Source organism: Enterococcus sp. H57 (genome assembly GCF_003112495.1).
Classification (GTDB): domain Bacteria; phylum Bacillota; class Bacilli; order Lactobacillales; family Enterococcaceae; genus Enterococcus_B; species Enterococcus_B faecium.
The window spans coordinates 33,974-53,863 of sequence record NZ_BEHC01000083.1; the positions used below are offsets into that span (position 1 = coordinate 33,974).

Annotated in this window: 15 protein-coding genes; 2 read left to right on the top strand and 13 right to left on the bottom strand. The window is 39.6% G+C overall.

Going from position 1 to position 19,890, the window contains the following annotated elements; translation table 11 throughout:
- Positions 1-10: 10 nt before the first annotated feature.
- Both rhaA and rhaB read right to left on the bottom strand, forming a co-directional pair.
- Complete coding sequence (rhaA, locus tag DIZ30_RS12975) at positions 11-1,267, bottom strand: L-rhamnose isomerase (RefSeq protein WP_002298314.1); 1,257 nt, start codon at positions 1,265-1,267, stop codon at positions 11-13.
- Entirely contained in the window at positions 1,264-2,724 is a 1,461-nt protein-coding gene (rhaB, locus tag DIZ30_RS12980) for a rhamnulokinase (RefSeq protein ID WP_002338612.1), read from the bottom strand. Before rhaB ends, rhaA begins: the two co-directional genes overlap by 4 nt.
- Before the next feature lie 152 nt (positions 2,725-2,876).
- Between rhaB and DIZ30_RS12985 the strand changes: the two genes are divergently transcribed.
- Positions 2,877-3,746, top strand: a complete 870-nt coding sequence (locus tag DIZ30_RS12985; RefSeq protein ID WP_002298317.1) for an AraC family transcriptional regulator — start codon at positions 2,877-2,879, stop codon at positions 3,744-3,746.
- 125 nt (positions 3,747-3,871) lie between these two features.
- On the opposite strand, the gene DIZ30_RS12990 is transcribed toward DIZ30_RS12985, so the two are convergent.
- The 9 genes from DIZ30_RS12990 to tgt all read right to left on the bottom strand — a co-directional run bounded on the left by DIZ30_RS12990 (position 3,872) and on the right by tgt (position 14,471).
- The gene (locus tag DIZ30_RS12990) at positions 3,872-4,771 is read right to left on the bottom strand and encodes an AraC family transcriptional regulator (protein WP_002288252.1); all 900 of its coding nucleotides are present in this window, start codon (positions 4,769-4,771) and stop codon (positions 3,872-3,874) included.
- Between the two features lie 164 nt (positions 4,772-4,935).
- Positions 4,936-5,760: a sugar phosphate isomerase/epimerase gene (locus DIZ30_RS12995; protein WP_002298319.1), complete on the bottom strand. Its 825-nt coding sequence runs from the start codon at positions 5,758-5,760 to the stop codon at positions 4,936-4,938.
- Positions 5,761-5,770: 10 nt separating this feature from the next.
- Positions 5,771-7,066, bottom strand: a complete 1,296-nt coding sequence (locus DIZ30_RS13000) for a TRAP transporter large permease (RefSeq protein WP_002298321.1) — start codon at positions 7,064-7,066, stop codon at positions 5,771-5,773.
- 15 nt (positions 7,067-7,081) lie between these two features.
- On the bottom strand, positions 7,082-7,561 hold the full coding sequence (locus DIZ30_RS13005; RefSeq protein ID WP_002298323.1) for a TRAP transporter small permease: 480 nt from the start codon (positions 7,559-7,561) through the stop codon (positions 7,082-7,084).
- Between the two features lie 5 nt (positions 7,562-7,566).
- Positions 7,567-8,595: a TRAP transporter substrate-binding protein gene (locus DIZ30_RS13010; protein ID WP_002294179.1), complete on the bottom strand. Its 1,029-nt coding sequence runs from the start codon at positions 8,593-8,595 to the stop codon at positions 7,567-7,569.
- A gap of 16 nt (positions 8,596-8,611) precedes the next feature.
- Positions 8,612-9,718, bottom strand: coding sequence for a glycoside hydrolase family 105 protein (locus tag DIZ30_RS13015; RefSeq protein WP_109023286.1), 1,107 nt, complete (start codon positions 9,716-9,718; stop codon positions 8,612-8,614).
- A gap of 228 nt (positions 9,719-9,946) precedes the next feature.
- Positions 9,947-12,544 carry a bifunctional acetaldehyde-CoA/alcohol dehydrogenase gene (gene adhE, locus DIZ30_RS13020; protein WP_002294180.1) on the bottom strand — a complete coding sequence of 866 codons (2,598 nt, stop codon included), beginning with the start codon at positions 12,542-12,544 and terminating at the stop codon, positions 9,947-9,949.
- A 304-nt stretch (positions 12,545-12,848) separates the two neighbouring features.
- Positions 12,849-13,229, bottom strand: a complete 381-nt coding sequence (gene yajC, locus DIZ30_RS13030; protein ID WP_002300794.1) for a preprotein translocase subunit YajC — start codon at positions 13,227-13,229, stop codon at positions 12,849-12,851.
- A 96-nt stretch (positions 13,230-13,325) separates the two neighbouring features.
- Positions 13,326-14,471, bottom strand: coding sequence for a tRNA guanosine(34) transglycosylase Tgt (tgt, locus tag DIZ30_RS13035; protein WP_002294183.1), 1,146 nt, complete (start codon positions 14,469-14,471; stop codon positions 13,326-13,328).
- Positions 14,472-14,688: 217 nt separating this feature from the next.
- Between tgt and DIZ30_RS13040 the strand changes: the two genes are divergently transcribed.
- The gene (locus DIZ30_RS13040; protein WP_010777016.1) at positions 14,689-15,387 is read left to right on the top strand and encodes a DUF975 family protein; all 699 of its coding nucleotides are present in this window, start codon (positions 14,689-14,691) and stop codon (positions 15,385-15,387) included.
- A gap of 167 nt (positions 15,388-15,554) precedes the next feature.
- Here the strand turns inward: DIZ30_RS13040 and DIZ30_RS13045 are convergent, their stop codons facing one another.
- Both DIZ30_RS13045 and queA read right to left on the bottom strand, forming a co-directional pair.
- Positions 15,555-18,194 (bottom strand): cation-translocating P-type ATPase, encoded by a 2,640-nt coding sequence (locus tag DIZ30_RS13045; RefSeq protein WP_061573540.1) that lies wholly within the window; start codon positions 18,192-18,194, stop codon positions 15,555-15,557.
- 618 nt (positions 18,195-18,812) lie between these two features.
- A complete protein-coding gene (gene queA / locus DIZ30_RS13050) occupies positions 18,813-19,844 on the bottom strand; it encodes a tRNA preQ1(34) S-adenosylmethionine ribosyltransferase-isomerase QueA (protein ID WP_002296565.1) in 1,032 nt (343 codons plus the stop codon).
- Positions 19,845-19,890: the final 46 nt, after the last annotated feature.

Here is a 19,890-nt window from a genome sequence, read left to right on the forward strand (position 1 = left end):
AGCCACACTCCTATTTTCTTAATTCCAACACGTCTTTTTGATATTCCTGGACTTCTTCCAGCCAATCCAAACCAACTGGAACTTGATTTTTGTAACAGAAATAATTCCATACATCGGCATACGGGAAATCTTTCAATTCTTCCGTATAAGCCATTCTTGAAGTAAAGTCAAAAGCCAGCTCCATTTCTTTCAATCGCTCAACTGGTTCCAGCATAGCTTTCAGCAGTGCTTTTTGTGTATTTCTCGTACCGATGACCCAAGCAGCGATACGGTTGATCGTTGCGTCAAAGAAATCCAGACCGATATTTGTTTTTTCCAACAATTCGTTACGGACTAGTTCTTTAGCGATTTCCTGCAATTCATCATCCATCAAAACCACATGGTCTGAATCCCAACGCACTGGACGGGAAACATGCAGCATGATTCCTTTACTGAATAAAGCTAATGAAGATAATTTATTGGAAATCACTTCTGTTGGATGAAAATGTCCAGCATCTAGACAAACAAGTTTGTCACGAGTCAACCCGTAACCCATATAAAATTCATGGGAGCCGACTGTATAAGCTTCAGCGCCTAAACCAAATAGTTTGCTTTCTACTGCATCTTGTACATACCGTCCATCTAACTCTTCTGTAAAAATTTCATCGAGTGATTCCATTAAACGTTCCCGTGGGGTAAAACGATCAATCGGATTATCTTTCATCCCATCAGGTACCCAAAAGTTATTGATACTTGTTTGCCCAGTTTCTTTCCCAAAGTACTCCGCGATTTTGCGGCTTCTTTTCCCGTGTTCGATCCAGTATTCACGAACTTCTTTATCTGGATGAGCCAATGTAAAGCCGTCTTTCATCATTGGATGCGAAAAGAAAGTCGGATTGAAGTCAAGACCGATTTCTTCTTTTTTTGCCCACTCTACCCATTTTTCAAAATGTTTCGGCTCAATTTCATTTAGATCGACAGATTCTTCTGTATCCAAATAGATAGCATGAAGGTTCAATTTGTGTTTGCCCGGTATCAACGAATAAGCCTTCTCCAGATCTTGTCTAAGCTCTTCAGGTGTTCGTGCGGCTCCTGGAAAATTCCCTGTCGCCATGATTCCACCGGTCAATTCGCCATCCGGTGTCAAGAAACCTTTGACATCGTCTCCTTGCCAGCAATGCATAGAAATTTTGATGTCCTGTATCTTTTCTAGTACAGCATCTGTATCTACACCGATAGTTGCATATTTTTCTTTTGCTTGTTCGTAATTTTTTTCAATCGTGTTCATACGATTACTCCTTTGATTTTATTCACGTACCATTCCATCGTGTTTTGCTTATTTTCATCTGGGTAAAAAGTTTCACATGGAAACGACTGTTTGATTACATTTCTTGCTTGTTCTATATTCGAAAACTGACCTGTACTGAGCATTTGCATGGCAACATTCCCGATTGCTGTGGCTTCACTAGGACCTGCTTCTACAATGATTCCGGCATAATCTGCTGTCAATTGATTCAGTAGACGATTATTCGATCCGCCCCCTACGATGTGCAGCTTTTCCAATTTCGTTCCAGTTAAGTGTTCTACTTTGATCAGCTCTTGTGCGTAACAAAGAGCAAGATTATCATACACACAACGAGCGATAGCTCCCGGTGAGACAGGGACTGGCTGCTCTGTTTCAAAACAGTATTGCTGAATCTCTTCTATCATATTTTGGGGATTCAAAAATCGAGGGTCATTGATTTCCATCACTTGCTGCAGCGGTTTTTCTTTTGCAGCAAGCTCTGCCAATTCCGCATAACTGTACTCGTACTCTTGCATTCGGGCAACTTCCTGGATCAACCACATCCCCATGATGTTTTTCAAAAAACGCACCGTGTTATGGGCACCCCATTCATTCGTATAATTTTCAGAAAAAGCATTGCGAGAAACATTGGCGATCTTTGTTTCAATCCCTAAAAGCGACCATGTCCCACTGCTGATATAACCCCAACGTTCTCCTTGACCTGGCGTTCCTAATACAGCTGACGCCGTATCATGACTTGCTACTGTGATAAAGGTCACATCTGGCAAATCATATTTTGAAAATTGTTCTTTTTGCAGATCTCCTAGTATCGTTCCCGGCTCTGTCAATGGTGGAAATAATTCCTTCGAGACACCGATTTTTTCAAGAAGTTCTATTTCCCATTCTTTTGTCCCTGCATTCAGCAGCTGCATAGTAGATGCATTAGTTTTCTCCGTCACCATGTTACCAGTAAAGACATACCCTAAATAATCAGGTATCAGTAACAATTTATGTGCTTTTGCCAAATTTTCTTTTTCTTCAGCAAACAATTGGAACAAGGTATTGAAAGGCTGGATCTGAATCCCTGTCTGCTCATACAACTTATCTAGAGAATAGATTTCAGAAAACTGTTCTACTGCTCCATTGGTACGCTTGTCCCGATAAGCAATCGGATCATTTATCCGATCCCCTTGTTCGTCAATCAGACAGTAATCGACTGCCCATGTATCGATCCCCGCAAAAAGACGATCAATCCCTGTCTGCTTTAATTTTTCAAATCCAATCAAAATCTCTTTGATAAGATAATCGATCTTCCAGCGATCGTGACCGTCTTTGTTCCGAAAGCCGTTTTTGAACCGGTGCACTTCTTCCAAGATCAAAGAACCTTTTGCATCCCTCGTACTTTTCATTAGTCGTCCGCTTGATGCACCGATATCGATGGCAACAAATGTTGGATTCATTTCTCCACCTCTTTTACTTTATTGTTGATTAGCACTTTATTAATAAAGCGTTATCATTTATTAACAATGCTATCATAATACAGAATCTTATATTTTGCTTCACACTATTTTGGTATATAATTGCATTATCTTGACAAGTTGGGAGTGTTTACATGGATTACTGGGAAAAAGCCAACCACTCATGGTCGGAAGACTCAAAAAGAGTGATCTTGACGCCTACACAAAGAAGCAGGAATTTATTTTTTTATATCCAAGAAATCGGTTACTTCAAAGCACCAATCCCTTACTATACTGAACGAGCACATTTACCTTCTTACTTGATAAAGTTTACTTTGTCTGGCGAAGGTTCGCTTACATATAATGATAATCAGCAACAGCTAAAAGCTGGAGACTTATTTTTTATTGACTGCCAAGAATATCAGCGTTATCAAACGATCAGCGAAGAACCATGGGAAATGGATTGGATCCATTTGAATGGTCAGAACGTCCAATCATTTTATCAGGAGTTCACAAAAGACGGCCATAACACCTTCCATTCAACAGGGGATCCATCAGAAAACAAGATCCACCATTTGATCACAGAATTGATCCACATGCAACAAGGCACGAATGCCCGTACCGATTTCCAGTCCTCTGTAGCTATCCACGAGTTGCTGAATGAACTGATTTTGCAAAAGTATCAGCTAGATTTCGAAGAAGAGGATATTCCCGCCTACGTTTACAAACTGAAGCAATACTTAGACGAACATTTCAAAGAAACGATTACACTTGATCAATTAGAACAACAATTCTTATTGAATAAATATCAGCTGAGCAAAGATTTTTCCAAATTTATCGGTTCTCCACCAATCGATTATTTGATCAGCAAAAAACTCTCTTACGCTAAAGACCTTCTTCGGTATACAGAATTTACGGTTCGAATGATTTCCGAAGAAATAGGGATTGAGAATTTTGCTTACTTTAGCCGCCTGTTCAAAGCAAAAACAGGACTATCGCCGAGAGACTTTCGTAAATTCAGCTGATTCATATAATATGTACGTCATTTTTTCAAAATATTTTGAAATATATAGATAAAAATAAAATAACCGCAGTTTCTGCTTCTATGTAAACAACAGCAGCTACTGCGGTTATTTTTTAGTGATCATTCTCATTGTTCATCTTCAAAATGTTCATAATGAACCAACTGTTTCTGTGTATCACGTTTCAAAAATTCTTTAGGCGTTATGCCGAACTCTCTCTTGAATGCTTTCAGAAAATGCGGATAAGAAGAAAAACCACTTTTACTATATACAGCACTAGAGCTGCGGTACTCTCGCAACAAGTGCTTGGCATAGATCAGCTTTTTCTTCATTACATACTGATGAAACGTAAATCCAGTGTACTTTTTAAATTCTCGTGTGATATGGTATTTGCTGACAAAAAATTGCTTTTCCATTTCCTCTAAAGAAAGCGGATGAGATAAATTTTTTGAGATATATTGCAACATTTGTTCCACACGCTCATTAGGAACTACAGCATTCTGTTCTTGCGCACTCTCTTCTTTTTGTACAACTTGATTGAGAAAAATCAAGTATTCTACCAGAGCTTGTTCATATTTTATGTCTTCACCGTAAATTTTTTTATCAGGAGGATGGTCGATAAATGATAATTTTTGCTTCAATACTTCCTGTTCTATTTGCAATACACGACTCCTCTTCTCTCCCATTGGTTGAAAACAAGCCGATAGATTAGACCATGGCGTGGAACGACTTTCTAGAAAAGAAGGGGTGACAAAGATATAGACACGCTCGAATACATCTGAAGATTGGCGGACGATACGATGCAAATCATTGGAATGGATGAGCAGCACACTTCCTGCTTTGATCGTAAATTGTCGTCCGTTCAAATAAAAAGTCGCTTCTCCCTTTAATGTAGCATGGATCTCATAGAAATCATGATGATGATAGATCGTTTTATTTTGGCTGACGACATCTTTGACATGATAGATTTCATACTGATCAGAAACCATCGTATTGACTTGTTCACCGCTGATTTTCTTTTGGAGCATGTGCCGCACCTCCTTTTGTTCACTTATGCACAATTTTATTATACCACGTTTTTTGTAATCAAAAAGAGCTGCTTTTATATACTCTTATAAAAAAGAAGAGACGTGGCATCTTCTAGCCCCGCCCCCTCCATTCTAAATATTAGTTAACCAACGTCTTCTTTACATTATTCAAGAAGACTTCTTCCATAACGAATCCCATCATCTTTTGTTTCTTCAAGAACCACATACAGGTACGGACGATTCTTCATGATGATTTCTTTGATTTTTGTGTACTCGATCACACCATCTCCCAAATTTACCGGCACGATTTTTTCCTGTTCGACACGAAAATCTTTCAAATGAACCGCACATATCTTTTCACCAAAACGTTCAAAAGCTTCTTCTACCAATTGGACTTGTTCTTGATAATCACTACTTGTGATCAAATTGGTCGGATCTAAAATGATTCCTAGATAGTCCGAATCTACTGCTTGGATCAGCTGCTCTACCCTTGCTAAAGAATACACCGGATGATTCAAACCTGGTTCTATCCCCACCATCATTTGGTATTTTTCTCCAGCTTTTACCAAGCGACGGATAACGGACACTGCTTCAGCAAATGCTTCATCTGTGAAATTTTCTTCCGTATATTGGATTTCCGGCAAAACACATCCAGTTTCCGAAGCAACCATCGACGCACCAAAGGAAGAAGCATAGCGAAGATACTGCTCGAACTTTGTCAGCAACTCTTCTCGTATCGTTAAATCTGGATGAATCATATTGATATAGCAACTTAAAATTCCTACGGTCACTTCTTGCTTTTCTAAAACTCGTTTGACATAATTTCCCATCCCAGAATTGATCTCATTTGTGCCAGAAGGTATTTCAGGAAACGAAAGACCTAAGGCGAGCTGCAGTGTATGAATCCCTTGTTCTTTTGTTTTTTCTGCAAGATCTTCTATCGTTTGGACTTCGGAAAGATCATGTCCTCTAATTGTAATGTTCAACATAACTATTCTCCTAACTCAGCATATTGGGTAGCCACATGACGATTTGCGGGAAGTAAGTAATCAAAAACAAGACGACTAAGATAACCCCATAAAAAGGAAGAAGCGGTTTCAGCATTGCCTCTGCTTTTACGCCTCCTACACTTGCACCGACATATAGTCCTGTACCTACTGGCGGCGTGATGGAGCCTACACACAGATTCATGATTGAAAACAACCCGTAATGTACAGGATCAACCCCTACACTTGTGACGATTGGTAAAAATATTGGTGTAAAAATCAAGATAGCAGGCGCCACATCCATAAACATACCCACCAGTAATAACACAAGATTGACTAATAACAGAATCACTAGCTTATTATCCGTTACGCCCATAATCAACGAACTAATTGCCTGAGGAATACCGGTAAACGCCATGGCGAAAGACATCATGGAAGAAGTTGCTAATAAGAACATGATCGTCCCTGACATTGCTACTGATTGAAACAACATATTAGGTATATCTTTTAGTTTTACCGTTTTATAGTAAAACATAGCAATCAACAGGGAGTAAATGACAGCTATCGCTGAAGCTTCTACTGCTGTAAATATCCCCGTCAAGATACCACCGATAATGATGACAATCAATAGAAGGCTAGGAATCGCCTCTTTTATTATTTTTCCAGCATGAGCCATCTGTCCTTTTTCGACAACAGGGTATTTATTCTTTTTAGCAACGATGAATGCTACTAGCATGATTCCTAGTGCCCACAAAGCCCCTACGAGATAACCTCCCATAAATAAAGCCGAAATCGAAGCACCACCAGCAACAAGTGAATACATGATAAAAGCAGTACTTGGAGGAATGACCATACCTGTCGGAGCTGACGCGATATTGACCGCTGTCGCAAACTTCCGGTCATATCCTTCTTCCACTTGCTGAGGGATCAAGACTCCGCCAATCGCGGTAGAAGCGGCAATGGCTGAGCTAGAGATGGAACCAAATAAAGCATTCCCTAACACATTCGTATGAGCCAAAGCCCCCGGTACGCGTCCGACAAACAACATCGCAAAATCCACTAGTTTCTTGGCTATCCCTCCATTATTCATGATAATACCTGAAAGAACGAAAAACGGAATAGCGATGAGCGAAAAACTGTTGATACTTCCCACCATTTTTTGAGCTGAACTAAAAGCAGAAACATCAAACGGTATAACTAACAATAAAGTCATCATTGATGAGAACGCAATACTTATAGCAATCGGCATCCCTAATACAAGCAACACGACAAATACAAAAAATAACACTAATCCGGCTTCTATTGCCATTTTATTCCTCCATTTTTATATTTTTTCTTGAATTGCTGGCTTGTTGCTTAATGTATCGATTAGATTGATCAGACTATAGATAATGATGAGTATACCTGAGACAGGTATTGACAAATAGACGTACCCCATCGGAATGCTTAAAGAAGGCGAGATCTGCCCCATTGTCAATGTGACAGCATTCCATCCGCCATACACCATGATTATCGCAGCAAATACCAGAAACAAACTTTGAACAACGACTTCTAAAATCTTACTTTTTTTACCAGATAATTTTTCACTTAAAACCGTTACGGCTAAATGTGCTTTTTGTCCCACAACATACGCAGAAGACAACATGGCAAACCAGACAAGTCCGAATCGGACAAGCTCTTCTGTAACCGTATTCGGATTTCCTAAAACCGTTCTGGAAAATACTTGCCATAAAACGACAGCGACCATCCCAACAAGCAAAACAGCTCCTAGGATCTCTAACACCTTATTTAAAATCATTTTCATCACAGCTACGCTCCTTGCTCTTGGATCTTTTGATAAAGGTCTTTGTAGGTAGGATCGTTTTTGAATATATCATGAAGTGGGGCAACTGCCTCTCGAAACGGTGTATTATCTACATCATTGAATTGGACTCCATGTTCTTCTTGTGCTAAAGCTTTTTCTTCTTCAATTGCTTTTGCAAAAGCTTCAATTTCAAAAACCGTTGATTCTTTCGCTGCTTCTTCAATGGCTTTTTCCTGCTCATCAGTTAGCTGTTCTTTGATGGCATCATTCATGATGATGATATCTGGTACACGTGTATGCTCATCATAGGAATAGTATTTAGCCACACCACCATGTCCAGCTGTATACAAGACAAATTCATTGTTTTCTGATCCGTTGATCAAATTGGATTGAAGAGACGTGTACACTTCATCACTTCCCATAGGTACGGGCGAACCGCCTAAAAGCTCTACCATTTTGATGGCGGTTTCGCTTTGCATCACACGGATTTTCTTTCCCTTCAAATCTTCCGGCGTATGGATCGGACCGTCTACCATATAAAAGCTGCGCTGACCAGAATCATAATAGGTCAATCCGGTAAATCCTAAATTTTTGGTCGATTGGTAGATTGGCTCCATTATTTCTTCATTATCCATCACCTTAAAGAAATGTTCTTCATCATTGAATAGATAAGGAACGGAAAAAATCGAATAATCTTTAGAGAAACTTTCCAACGCTGAGGCACTTACTTTTGTGAAATCTACTGCTCCTGACTGTGTCAATTCGATCAGTTCACGTTCTCCACCCAGTTGTCCATCTGGGAAATACTGGATCTGTACGGAACCATCTGTTTTTTCTTTTACTAAACGCCCAAATTCATTCATTGCATCAATTACTGGCTGGCTGTTGCTTGCATAAGCAAAGCGCAAGGTAACTATCTCATTTACGTCTGCATCTGCGACAGTTGCCACACTAGAATTATTTCCGCAGCCGCTTAGACCTAGCAGACCTAGGCTAAGCGAACTTGCTGCAAACAGCAGTGATGTTTTTTTCATATGGGTTTCCTTTCTTTTAACAATAAGAGACGAGCAATTCTGTCAAACAAAGCACCGTTAACGACTGTCCATAAGGCATTGCTGTGATTCCGATATTCCGATAAAAATATAAACTGTCCCCCATTCCTGTCCCGATTGAAACGTTTTGAACTTCTCCTTTTTCATCGATTTGTTCAAGCAATCCTTGGATAGCACGATAAGCGACTTCTTTATATTCTTGTGGTAAATAACGTTTATGGACCGCTTTCAAAATACCGTAAGCAAATCCTGCAGTTGCAGAAGATTCTACGTAAGAAGAAGGATCATCCAACAACGTATGCCATAAACCGCTTTCAGACTGATAAGTTTTTAATGCACGCACTTGTGCTTCAAGTGTTTCGATCAATAATTTGCGCAATGCATCTTCTTTCGATAATTCTAAGATTTCAATGATCTCTGGAATAGCAATCGTCAACCAGCAGTTTCCACGAGCCCAAAATGCTTCGGCATAGTTATGATTTCCTTCAAACGTCCAGCCGTGATACCACAATCCTGTTCGTTTATCCATCAAGTATTTGATATGGATCATAAACTGGTAACGAGCTTCTTCTAAATATTCTGGGCGATTCAACAGTTTCCCGATTTTTGCCAAAGGAAGCACTGTCATCATCAATGTATCGTCCCACAACTGATTCTTATTTTCCGGTCCATATGTGGCATGCTGTAACCCGTCTTCATTTGTCCGAGGCATGTCATTCATGACCCATTCTGCCCATTGTTCTAAATAAGGCAAATAGCGTGAATCTTTCGTGTCTTCATACAAGTAAGCCATAGTCAATAGCGGTGCCATTGTATTGACGTTTTTGGGCGGAGCGCCTTCTTCCATACGATCCTCAAACCATTCATTGACCACTTGATAAGCGCGAGGATTTTTTGTCATCTGGTAATTTTTATAAATACCATATAGACCGACACCTTGTGGCCAATTCCACACTGTCCAGCTTTTGTCATCTACTTTCAGTCCATCAAAGTCCAACAAAAATTCACCATTATCGTCTTTGATCGTTGTCAGGTTTTCAACGAGCAGGTCAATTTTTTCTTTCACTAATTCTTTAGGTACAAAAATCTCTTCTTTAATAATCATCTTTACGCCACCTTTTTAAACGCTTTCATTTTATATCCTTAATATAGCAGTAATACCGTCCACTATAAATATCGCTTTTTGAACAAAAACTGTCTAAAATTGACCTAAATGTTAAATAACAAAAGTAACTTTCAGTTACTTGGAAATTAAAAAAAGAACTTGGAGAAACAACGTTTTCCAAGTTCTTTTTCATCTATTTTCTTATCTTTTTTCTACGCTTTCTTTTGCTTATCCGTTGTAAGCATCAATGATGATCTGTTTCAATTCAGAGATCAATGGTTCTTTCGGATTAGCTGTCGTACATTGGTCTTCGTAAGCTAATTCAGCCATACGGTCTACGGTTGTATCTAGTGTTTCTTGTGTGACTCCTTGAGCTTTTAGACTCATGTTGATGCCGACAGATTTTCCTAATTCATAAACAGCCGTTGCTAAAGCTTCGACTAATTCCTCTGTTGTTTCGCCTTTCAGACCTAAGAATTTTGCAATATCTGCGTAATCTGTATCTGCACGGAAATAGTCATATTTAGGGAACATCGCATGTTTTTGTGGATCTTTTGCATTATAGCGGATAATATGCGGTAAAAGAATCGCATTTGTCCGTCCATGAGGGATCCCGTATTCCCCGCCGATTTTATGTGCGACTGAGTGACAAATACCTAGGAATGCGTTAGCAAACGCCATACCAGCCATTGTAGAAGCGTTGTGCATTTTTTCACGTGATTCCATATCAGGTGTTTTTACTGATTTTTCTAAATAGTCAAAGACTAACTTGATTGCTTGTAGGCTCAATCCACGTGTATAATCTGAAGCCATGACTGAAACATAGGATTCGATTGCATGTGTTAACACATCCATCCCGGTATCTGCTGTGACAGATGCTGGAACTGACATGACGAATTGAGGATCGACGATTGCGACATCTGGCGTCAATGCATAATCTGCTAACGGATATTTCACATGTGTTTCACTGTCAGTGATGACCGCAAATGGCGTTACTTCAGAACCAGTCCCTGATGTTGTCGGGATACATACGAATTGTGTTTTTTCTGGTTTGTCGATCTTATATGTCCGTTTACGGATATCCAAGAATTTTTGTTTTGCACCAAAGAAAGATGTGTCTGGGTGTTCATAGAACATCCACATTCCCTTAGCTGCGTCCATTGCAGAACCGCCTCCAAGAGCGATTACTGTATCTGGCTTGAAGTCTGCCATCAGTTTCGTTCCTGCGTATACGGTATTTGTCGATGGGTTCGGTTCAACATCTGAGAAGACTTCGATCTTCACATCATTTTTACGTCGTGCCAATACTTCACGAACTGTATCGCAGTAACCGAATTGGACCATACCAGGGTCACAAACGATCATGACACGTTCAACGTTTTCCATTTTCTCTAAGTACAATAGAGAGTTCTTTTCAAAGAAGATTTTTGGCGGTAATTTGAACCATTGCATGTTATTTCTCCGTTTCGCTACAGTTTTGACATTGATTAAGTTTACAGCAGAGACGTTACGAGAAACAGAGTTCTTACCATAAGAACCGCATCCCAAAGTCAATGACGGAATCATTTCGTTATAGATATCACCGATGCCGCCTTCTGCAGATGGTGTATTCACTAAAATACGACAAGCTTTCATTCGAAGACCGAATTTGACATGCAACTCTTCGTTTTCTGAATGGATAACTGCTGTATGTCCTAATCCTCCAAGATTCAACATACCTTCACACAAATCAAACGCATGGTCCGTGTTGTTAGCTTTGATCATGGCAAGAACTGGAGAAAGTTTTTCTCTTGATAGCGGATAATCTGGGCCTACGCCTTCCAATTCAGCAATCAGCATTTTCGTTCCTTTTGGTACACTGATTCCTGCCAATTTTGCGATTTCCATCGCAGAATGTCCAACGATTGATGGATTGACCGCATATTTTCCTTCGTTCATCACTGCATCTTCTAATTTTTGCAATTCATCTGGTTTTACGATATAAACTTGGTGTGCTTGGAATTCTGCTTTTACTGCTGCATAGATTTCTTTATCCACGATCACAGCTTGTTCAGAAGCACAAATCATTCCATTATCAAATGTTTTCGAAACGATCAAATCGTTCACTGCACGTTTAATTTTTGCTGTTTTTTCAATATAAGCTGGTACGTTACCTGGACCTACACCTAAAGCTGGTTTTCCTGTAGAGTAAGCAGACTTGACCATTCCAGCTCCACCTGTCGCTAAGACGATCGCGATACCTGGATGGTTCATTAGCATAGAAGTCGCTTCGATCGAAGGATGTTCGATCCATTGGATACAATTTTCAGGAGCTCCGGCAGCGATAGCAGCATCACGTACTACTCGTGCTGCTTCTGCAGAAGATTTTTGGGCACTTGGATGAAAAGCAAAAACGATTGGATTTCTTGTTTTCAACGCGATCATTGATTTGAAAATCGTTGTGGAAGTCGGATTCGTTGTTGGAGTTACTCCGCAAACCACACCGACTGGTTCAGCAATTTCAATCAATCCTTTTTGGACATCTTCATTGATTACACCAACTGTTTTATCATGTTTGATATTATGCCAAATATATTCGGACGCATACATATTTTTGATTGCTTTATCTTCGTAAACACCGCGGCCTGTTTCCTCTACAGCCATCTTCGCTAATGGCATATGTTGATCTAAAGCTGCCATTGCCATTTCATGCACGATATGGTCCACTTTTTCTTGATCAAAGCTTTCCATTTCTTTCAATGCTGCATTTGCTTTTTCTGCCAAATCATCAATCATTGCTTGTACGTCAATTGTCTTCGTTTTTTCTTTTTCCATTACTTTAGCCATCATTATCCTCCTAATGGGTCATGGTTATTTGTTAAATAATTCACATGTATATCATACAATATTTGTTTTTCTATGTAAACACTTTTTTGTGATTTTTTTCACAGTTATTTTTAAATATAAAATTGCTTTATTTACAGGTGTTTGTATAGAAAAATATATAAAGTTATTTATTATTATTTATATGACACACCCGATTATTCAATATTGAGCAATATATCCTATACTCTTATCTCTTTCTTTTTTGAATAAAAAATGAGGTAGGACATCTTTCTGCCCTACCTCGTCTTTAAATAAGCTTTGATACTTATTTTTCTTTCTTCTCTTCTGTCTCTTCCAGCGTTTCTGTTGTTTCAGTTTTTACTTCAACTGTCTCAGCTGGTTCTTCTGTTGTTTCAACAGTAGTCGTTGCATCATTTGTTACGACAGTCCCTGGTTTGACCGTTTTGATTGCTGCACGATCGTACTCAAGGAAGATCCCTTCGCAGTCTAAAACAACTGTCCGTTTGTCATTGTCGATTTCTGAAACAACTCCATGTAATCCGCCGATCGTTACGACTGAATCACCTGGTTTCATGCTATCTAACAAGTTTTGACGTTCTTGCTGTTGTTTCTTTTGCGAACGTGACATAAAAAACCACATTGCTAATAGCGCGATAAACATCACAAGCATTGGTAATGTTCCCATTTTTTTCACCTCACTAATTCTGTATCTACAAAAAACACTTTAGCAGAAAAATGCTGCTAACACTAGTTTTTTACTTAATTTTTAAAAGATTTTCCTTTAGAAGCTTTTTGCGTTTTCTTTATTGAACCCGTATTCTTCAAAAAAGGCTTCTCTAAATTCAAGCAAATTATCATCCATGATTGCTTGACGTACTTGTTTCATTAGATTCAACAAGAAGTATAAATTGTGGTAAGAAGTCAAACGAATCCCAAATGTTTCATCACATTTGATCAAATGGCGGATATAGGCACGTGTATAGTTTTTACATGTATAACAATCACATTTCTCATCAATTGGACGGAAATCATGAGCATACTTCGCATTTTTCACTACTAGACGACCTTGAGAAGTCATACATGTGCCATTTCGAGCGATTCGAGTAGGCAAGACACAGTCAAACATGTCTACTCCACGGATAACACCATCGATCAATGAATCAGCAGCACCGACACCCATCAAGTAACGTGGTTTGTTTTCGGGGATCAACGGTGTAGTGAATTCTAATACACGATTCATTTCTGATTTAGGCTCCCCGACAGATAACCCGCCGATTGAGTAACCAGGGAAATCCATCCCGACTAGATCTTTCGCGCTTTGACGACGAAGATCTTCAAATCCTGCTCCTTGGATGATTCCAAATAATCCTTGACGGTCTGGGTTAGCATGAGCTTTCAATCCTCGTTCTGCCCATCGAGACGTACGTTCTACTGATTTTTTCACGTAATCGTAACTTTCATCGAATGGTGGACATTCGTCAAAACTCATCATGATATCAGAGCCCAATTTATTTTGGATGTTGATTGCTTTTTCTGGTGATAAAAACATACGCGAACCGTTCAAGTGATTTTTGAAATGCACGCCTTCTTCTTCGATATTCCGCATATCACTTAATGAAAAAACTTGAAAGCCGCCTGAATCTGTTAAAATCGGTTGATCCCAGTTCATAAATTTATGCAGTCCGCCAGCTTCTTCTACTAAGTCTTCACCAGGGCGTAGCCATAAATGATATGTATTACTTAAAATAACGCCAGCACCCATTTCTTTCAACTCTTCTGGGGACATTGTTTTTACTGTAGCTAATGTTCCTACTGGCATGAACATTGGTGTGGGGAAAGTTCCGTGTGGCGTGATCAATTCCCCTAAACGCGCGCCAGTATGTTTTTCTTTCTTGATTAAACGATAGCGAATGGCAGGTTGCGTCATTCATTTCCCTACTTTCTATATAAAATATCTTGACAACTCCCACCATCATAATCGTTTCAAGTGCTTTTTGCAAGTTTCCTCGGCTTCCTTCTACTTTATTTAATATTCTTTTTTTTATCCTTTTTTTATGAATAACAAAAAAAAGAAAAACATTATGACAGAAATATTTTTTGATACATGGTATATTGGTGTTATTAAAGAAAAGGAGGGAAAAATCATGCAATCTTCTGCAGAATTAAAACGCCAAGCAAAAGAGAGTCTAAAAGGACGTTGGGGACAAGCTGTTTTACTAAATCTAATCCCTACATTGATTGGTATTGCTACTATTCTTCTTATTATGATTCCTATTATCTTGTTTGCCACCACCATATATGATGGATCAGCGAGCGTCTCAGATGCGACAACTTCAGGAGGCGGTAGTTCAGGAGGCGGTGGCGGAATTATTTCCAGCATCATTAGCGCTTTGTTCATGAGCGGTATTTCTTGGACTTATCTTGATATTTTACGTGGACAAAAAGATCAGATCGAACCATTCAAAGATGCATTTCGTGGATTCGAAGGTTTGTTTATCGGCGGAGTGATCGGCTTAGCTGTGCTGATCTCGATCTTTACAACATTATGGGGTTTGCTATTAGTTATTCCTGGAATCATTAAAAGCTATTCTTATTCTCAAAGCTATTTTATCTACTACGATATCGTCCAAGAAACAGGACAAACACCTAAAGTACTGGATACGATCACTGCAAGTCGAAAATTGATGGATGGTTATAAAGGACAACTTTTCTGGTTAGATCTTTCATTTATCGGCTGGCATATCTTAGCATTAGCAACTGCTGGTATTGGTTATCTATGGCTCAGCCCATACATTTCCGCAACAAAAGCAGCATTTTATGAACAATTGCCAAAAGATATTTAAAAGAGAGTGTGACTTGTGACCGAGGGGTTGGTAGGAGAACACCGTTTATCGAGAGGCAGTAAAAGAAACATTCAGCCCATTAGCAAAAAGGAGGTGTGACAACATTCATGTCACACCTCCTTTTTGTATAGTTCCAGTAAAAAGAAAATCAACTTAGAAACAGTTAATCATTCCTCTTCTTCTGCTTCCGGTAATCGATGGAACTTGATCAGTTCATTCACCGCGATTGGTACGATAGATAAAATCCCTACCAAGAACCAGTGATTCAAACTGATGTGTACTAGGCCGAATAGTTCTTGCGTAAATGGCAGCAAAGCAACAGCCGTTGTAATAGCTAATGCCAGTAACGCCATTTCTACCAAAGCTTTATTGGTTGCTAAATTGACTTTGAAGATCGATTGGCTGCTGCGTACATTGAACACATGCAAAATCGATGAATAAGCTAAGATCAAGAATGCAACAGTTTGACCGACATGCTGACTTGCATCTACCCATGGGCTAATAGTATCGACATAACTACCTAAATAGTAACCAAACAGCGTTACGATGGTGAAGACTCCTGCGTTTATGGCGATTTTTTGCAACAAGCCTCGAGCAAAGATCCCTTCGTTTTTCGGAATAGGAGGCTGATCCATGATGCCGTGTTCTGCTGGTTCTCTTCCTAAAGCAAATCCTGGAAGTCCATCAGCAACTACATTGACAAACAGTAGTTGCACAGCTGTAAATGGTGCTCCCCATCCTAACAGCATCGCAATCAAAACAATAAAGATCTCCGAAATATTACAGCTTAGTAAAAAGTTGATTGCTTTACGAATATTCTGATAAACTGAACGCCCTTGACTAACAGCATCTACGATCGTCGCAAAGTTGTCATCCGTCAGAATCATATCTGCGGCACTTTGCGCCACATCTGTCCCTGTGATCCCCATGGCACACCCAACGTTACTTGCTTTCAACGCTGGTGCATCATTCACACCATCCCCAGTCATCGCTACGACTGCTCCCGTACGTTGCCAAGATTTGACGATCCGGATCTTGTCTTCTGGCGTTACCCGAGCATAGACAGAGAGAGCTTTGACACGCGCATCTAATTCTTCGTCTGATAATTGATGCAGTTCTGATCCTGAAAGTGCTTCTGACGGATCATTCAAGATACCTAATTCTTTCGCTATGGCACTGGCAGTTACCACATGATCTCCAGTGATCATGACTGTTTTGATACCGGCTTTTTTCGCTCGCTTGATTGCTCCTTTACTTTCTGGACGTGGTGGATCGATCATTCCGATCAGGCCAATCAAACGTAAGTCTTTTTCCAATGCTTCAGAAGAAATATCTTGCGGTTCTTCGTCATAAGTAGCATAACCAACAGCAATCACTCTCAGTGCCCGTTTACCAAAGCGATCATTAACGATTGCTGCTTGTTCTACATCGCCTGAACTAAAGCGCGGAGCCAGAACATCGAATGCTCCTTTGGTGATTGAGATGTATTTTTCGCCCATTTGATGAACCGTTGTCATCATTTTTCGTTCGGAATCAAAAGGAAGCTCGTTTACTCGTGGATATTTTTCTTCTAATTCTGCTTTTGTATGATAATTCTCTTCAACAACCCTAACGATGGCTACCTCTGTTGGATTACCTTTGATAACAAGGTCGTCATCTTCTTGCTCGACCGTCACATCTGTACATAGTGCAGCCATTTTCAATATTTCCATCGCGCTGTTCGTCATTGAATCTTCGATATTCGTTACTTCATCTTCTTTGCTCCATACCCGGCGGACGCGCATTTCATTTTGTGTCAGCGTTCCTGTTTTGTCTGAGCAGATAACATTAGCAGTTCCTAGCGTTTCAACTGCTGGCAACTGTCGGATGATCGCATGTTTCCTCGCCATCTTCTGCACACCGTATGCAAGTGTCAACGTAACAATAACAGTCAAGGTTTCCGGTACAGCTGCAACAGCTAAGGAAATCGAAGTCATGAACATCTCAAGGAGTGGTTCTCCTTGCAGTTCACCAATCACAAATACTAAAGCCGCAGCCGCTAAAGCGATCATACTGATTCGTTTGCCTAGCTGATTCAATCGGACCTGTAAAGGTGTTTTTTGCATAGTATTTTCGTTCAAAAGATCCGCGATCTTACCCATTTCTGTAGCCATACCAATGGCAGTGACGATCGCTTTCCCACGACCTGCAGCAACCGTACATCCTTTAAATACCATATTAAGTTGGTCACCTAATGACTCATCTTCTTCAGCAATAAATGCTGCATCTTTTTCAACTGCTTCACTTTCTCCAGTCAACGCCGATTCTTCTACACGTAATTGTGATGCTTCGATCAAACGGGCATCGGCAGAAATAGCATCACCGGACTCTAAAACAAGAATATCACCCACTACCAGTTGCTCTGACTCAACAGTGGTCACTTTGCCGTCTCGTATGACAGTTGCCGTTTGTTTATTCATATCTTGCAAGGATTCCAGTGCTTTTTCTGCGTTTCCTTCTTGGACAATCGCCAATACCGAGTTGATCACAACGATAGCGATGATCAGCAGTCCTTCAAATAAATCCCCATGTTCTGTAGCAAATGCGGTATAAAAGGAAATCACCGCTGCTACAAGAAGGATGATCGTTGTAAAATCCGACAAGCTTCGAAAGAATTTTTTGATCATCGATTCTTTCGGCGCCTCATCGAATTTATTCAATCCCTGCTTTTTTCGCCGTTCATCCACTTCTTGTGAAGACAACCCAGTATCTGGATCTGCTTCTGTTACCTTCTTTACTTCTTCTATTGTCTGCTTGTATTCTTCCATCCTATTCCTCCTTTAAAATCTTCGTACAAAAAAAGGTACTTATTTTACTATAACATCATTTTTTTATTTACTTCAAATAAAGGGCTTATCGATTATTTGTTAAGAAAGCGTAAAATTTAAAGTGCTTATATTTGCAAACGCTACCAAAGGATGCTATTATATAGATGTAAGGAAGGAGGATACCATCAAATAGACAGAAGAATTTCTCGATAGAACAGTGTAAGCAAACAAAGTTGTTAGAAGTACAGGTTTCACCCAGACATGCGTGTAGAGTACAAACCTATAAATAGTGAATGCGTATGGATGTTTGGATCACGAAGTATCCGAAACAAGAAGTAATGCGATACGTAACAATTGAATAACGTAAACGTCTGAAAATTGAATAGGAACAAGAGATGTTTCAAATGTTGAAGATGTAACGAAAACAAAATTTTTGTTTAACATGAAGAAATTCAACACCGTGCTTTGCATGTATGATGGAAAGTTACAATCATTTCTGTTTATTTGAATCCTTCCGAGGTACAAGAAAGCCGAGCTTATCGAGAGCTCGGCTTTTTCTTTGTCATAAAATCTTTGTAAAGCTTTTTTGTTATTCAAAACTAGCGGTTTTTCATAACCTTATTTCACGAACATCGCATCTCCAAAACTAAAGAAACGATAGCGCTCTTCAATCGCATGCTGGTAAGCAGATAAAGTCAATTCTCTTCCTGCAAAGGCACTAACTAACATGACTAAAGTCGATTTTGGCAAATGGAAATTAGTTGAGAAAGCTTCTACCACTTTGAATTCATAGCCAGGCGTAATGAAAATATCAGTCCATCCGCTGTCTGCTTTGATTTCTCCATTAAATTTCGTTCCAATCGTTTCTAATGTTCGAATTGAAGTTGTTCCGACAGCCACGATTTTCCCGCCATTTTTACGTACTTGGTTCAATCGCTCAGCTGCTTCTTCCGTCAAACGGTAGAATTCACTATGCATATGGTGTTCTTCAATTTTATCTACGCTGACAGGTCGGAATGTACCTAACCCTACATGTAGTGTCAGATAGACTAATTCAACACCCTTTGCTTCGATCTCATCAAGTAATTCTTTCGTAAAATGCAATCCAGCTGTTGGCGCTGCAGCAGAACCATTTTCTTTCGCATAGACAGTTTGATAGCGATCTGGGTCTTCCAGACGTTCTTTGATATATGGAGGCAATGGCATTTCTCCCAATGATTCAAGAATCTCTAGAAAAATTCCTTCATACTCAAAGTCAATGATCCGTCCGCCGTGTTCCAATTCTTCTTTCACTACTGCTTGCAATCTGCCATCACCAAAAGAGATTCTTGTCCCAACTTTGGCACGTTTCGCAGGTTTGATCAATGTCTCCCACGTATCTCCTTGTGTATTCGTTAGAAGAAGGACTTCTAAATGCGCACCAGTATCTGGTTTTTCTCCATATAAACGAGCAGGCAGAACTCGTGTATTATTCATAACTAGCGCATCACCAGGCTGTAACTCTTCAATGATTTCATGGAAATGTTTATCTTCCATCTCTCCAGTTTTCCGATCCAAAACAAGTAAACGAGAATGATCGCGGTCTTTTAATGGTGTTTGTGCGATTAATTCTTCCGGCAAGTCAAAATCAAAATCTTCTGTTGTTAACATATCGTCACTCACTTTCTATCATGTGCTTCATCATTCTATCATGTTT

Coding starts and splice junctions, on each gene's coding strand:
- DIZ30_RS13015 (WP_109023286.1), bottom strand. CDS start 9,718: ATGATTATTAAAGAAGAGATTTTTGTACCTAAAGAATTAGTGAAAGAA.
- queA (WP_002296565.1), bottom strand. CDS start 19,844: ATGTTAACAACAGAAGATTTTGATTTTGACTTGCCGGAAGAATTAATC.
- DIZ30_RS13000 (WP_002298321.1), bottom strand. CDS start 7,066: ATGGCAATAGAAGCCGGATTAGTGTTATTTTTTGTATTTGTCGTGTTG.
- DIZ30_RS13045 (WP_061573540.1), bottom strand. CDS start 18,194: ATGGAAGAATACAAGCAGACAATAGAAGAAGTAAAGAAGGTAACAGAA.
- rhaB (WP_002338612.1), bottom strand. CDS start 2,724: ATGAATCCAACATTTGTTGCCATCGATATCGGTGCATCAAGCGGACGA.
- DIZ30_RS12995 (WP_002298319.1), bottom strand. CDS start 5,760: ATGTTGAACATTACAATTAGAGGACATGATCTTTCCGAAGTCCAAACG.
- DIZ30_RS13005 (WP_002298323.1), bottom strand. CDS start 7,561: ATGAAAATGATTTTAAATAAGGTGTTAGAGATCCTAGGAGCTGTTTTG.
- DIZ30_RS12990 (WP_002288252.1), bottom strand. CDS start 4,771: ATGCTCCAAAAGAAAATCAGCGGTGAACAAGTCAATACGATGGTTTCT.
- tgt (WP_002294183.1), bottom strand. CDS start 14,471: ATGACGCAACCTGCCATTCGCTATCGTTTAATCAAGAAAGAAAAACAT.
- DIZ30_RS12985 (WP_002298317.1), top strand. CDS start 2,877: ATGGATTACTGGGAAAAAGCCAACCACTCATGGTCGGAAGACTCAAAA.
- yajC (WP_002300794.1), bottom strand. CDS start 13,229: ATGGGAACATTACCAATGCTTGTGATGTTTATCGCGCTATTAGCAATG.
- DIZ30_RS13040 (WP_010777016.1), top strand. CDS start 14,689: ATGCAATCTTCTGCAGAATTAAAACGCCAAGCAAAAGAGAGTCTAAAA.
- DIZ30_RS13010 (WP_002294179.1), bottom strand. CDS start 8,595: ATGAAAAAAACATCACTGCTGTTTGCAGCAAGTTCGCTTAGCCTAGGT.
- rhaA (WP_002298314.1), bottom strand. CDS start 1,267: ATGAACACGATTGAAAAAAATTACGAACAAGCAAAAGAAAAATATGCA.
- adhE (WP_002294180.1), bottom strand. CDS start 12,544: ATGGCTAAAGTAATGGAAAAAGAAAAAACGAAGACAATTGACGTACAA.